The sequence below is a fragment of the Azomonas macrocytogenes genome (assembly GCF_014191985.1).
Taxonomy (GTDB): domain Bacteria; phylum Pseudomonadota; class Gammaproteobacteria; order Pseudomonadales; family Pseudomonadaceae; genus Azomonas; species Azomonas macrocytogenes.
This window is the reverse complement of record NZ_JACHXI010000060.1, coordinates 1-1736: the sequence shown is the minus strand read 5'-3', so window position 1 is coordinate 1736 and position 1736 is coordinate 1. Positions and strand designations below refer to the sequence as shown.

Annotated in this window: 1 protein-coding gene; it reads right to left on the bottom strand. The window is 59.9% G+C overall.

Annotation, left to right across the window (positions count from 1 at the left end):
* Positions 1–1736 (bottom strand): condensation domain-containing protein (locus FHR87_RS18845; protein WP_246336116.1); only part of this gene is annotated, 1736 nt, incomplete at both ends.

Sequence of the window (1736 nt, the reverse complement as noted above, 5' to 3'; positions counted from 1 at the left end):
TCGCCGAAGACCACGGCAGTGGCGTCCGGCGTCCGCGCTGCCTGGGCTTCGATCAGTTGGTGGATGCATTGCTCGCTGGGATAGCTCGCCTGGGTCTGGTTCCATTCGTGCAGGATCTGCTCACGTTCGGCATCTCCCAGCAAAGGCAGTTCGGCAAGGCGCTGTTCAGGCTGCTGGGCGATGCCTTGCAACAAGTTGATCCAGTGCCTGGACATCCGCTTGACCGTGGCCATATCGAACAGGTCTGTCGCATAACTCAGCGAAACCGATATCCCCGTTTCTGCCTCACAGGTATCCAATGTCAGGTCGAATTGTGCGCTATGTCCTTCCCAGTCGAGGCCTTCGATCTGTAGCCCCGGTAACTTATGGGACGAGCCTTTCACCTGTGCCTGATGGTTGAACATCACCTGGAACAACGGACTATGGCTCAGGCTCCGTTCCGGCTGCAGCGCTTCCACCAGTTGTTCAAAGGGCAAGTCCTGATGCGCCTGGGCTTCCAGCGCCGTCTGCCTGACCTGTTGCAGCAGGTCGCTAAAGCGCAACTGCAGATCAAATTCGGCCTTCAACACTTGGGTGTTGACGAAGAAGCCGATCAGCCACTCGGTTTCCATCCGGGTGCGGTTGGCAATCGGTACACCGACACGAATGTCAGTCTGTCCGCTGTAGCGGTGCAGCAACGTCTGGAAGCTGGCCAGCAGCAGCATGAACAGGGTGACGTTGTGCCGTTGAGCCACTCCTCTCAACGCCTGGGTCAATTGGCTGTCCAGCTCCAGATTCAGTCGCACGCCCCGGTGGCTTTGCACACTGGGCCGGGGGCGATCGCTGGGCAGTTCCAGAATGGATTGCTCACCGCCCAGCTTTTCCGTCCAGTAGGCCAGTTGCCGCTCCCGCTCGCCCGCTTCCATCCATTCCCGTTGCCAGGCGGCGTAGTCGGCGTATTGGATCGGCAGATCCGGCAGTTGGATTTCCCGGCCCTGACTGTAGCCTTCGTAAAGCTGGATCAGTTCGTCCACCATGATCGGGGTCGACCAGCCGTCCGAGACGATATGGTGCAGGGTCAACACCAGTACGTGATCGTCATCACCCAAGCGCAGCAGTTTCACCCGCAGCAGCGGTCCCCGCTCCAGGTCGAACAAATGGGCGACTTCGTTTTCCACGTGGACGCGAATCTGTTCATCGGTCGCTTCCGACAGCGTTTCCAGCTCCAGCGGAACAGGCAGGCTGGCACGGATGATCTGGACAGCCTGCTCGCCCTCCTGACGGAACGTGGTGCGCAGGCTTTCGTGACGTTGGATCAAGGCAGCAAAGCTCGACTGCAGGGCCGATAGATCAAGCTTGCCCTTCAGGCGCAAGGCAGCGGGAATGTGGTAGGCCGCGCTGTCCGGCTCCAGTTGCCAGAGGAACCACTGGCGTTGCTGGGCGTAGGATAGGCCCAGCGGCTGGTTACGGTCGATCCGAACGAAGGCCGGAGCCTGGCTATGGGTACTCTGCGCTACGGCAGCCGCAAAGTCTGCCAGATCCTGACTTTCAAACAGGCTACGCAAGGACAATTCGAGGCTCAGTTGATGCCGAGTCCGGGAAATGACCTGAGTTGCCAGCAGCGAATGCCCCCCCAGCTCGAAGAAATTATCCGTCAGCCCTACCCGCTCGACCTTCAGCACCTGCGCCCAGATCCCGGCCAGTTGCTGCTCCAGTTCGCTTTGCGGTGCCACGTATTCCTGCTGCAGCAGGCTGAT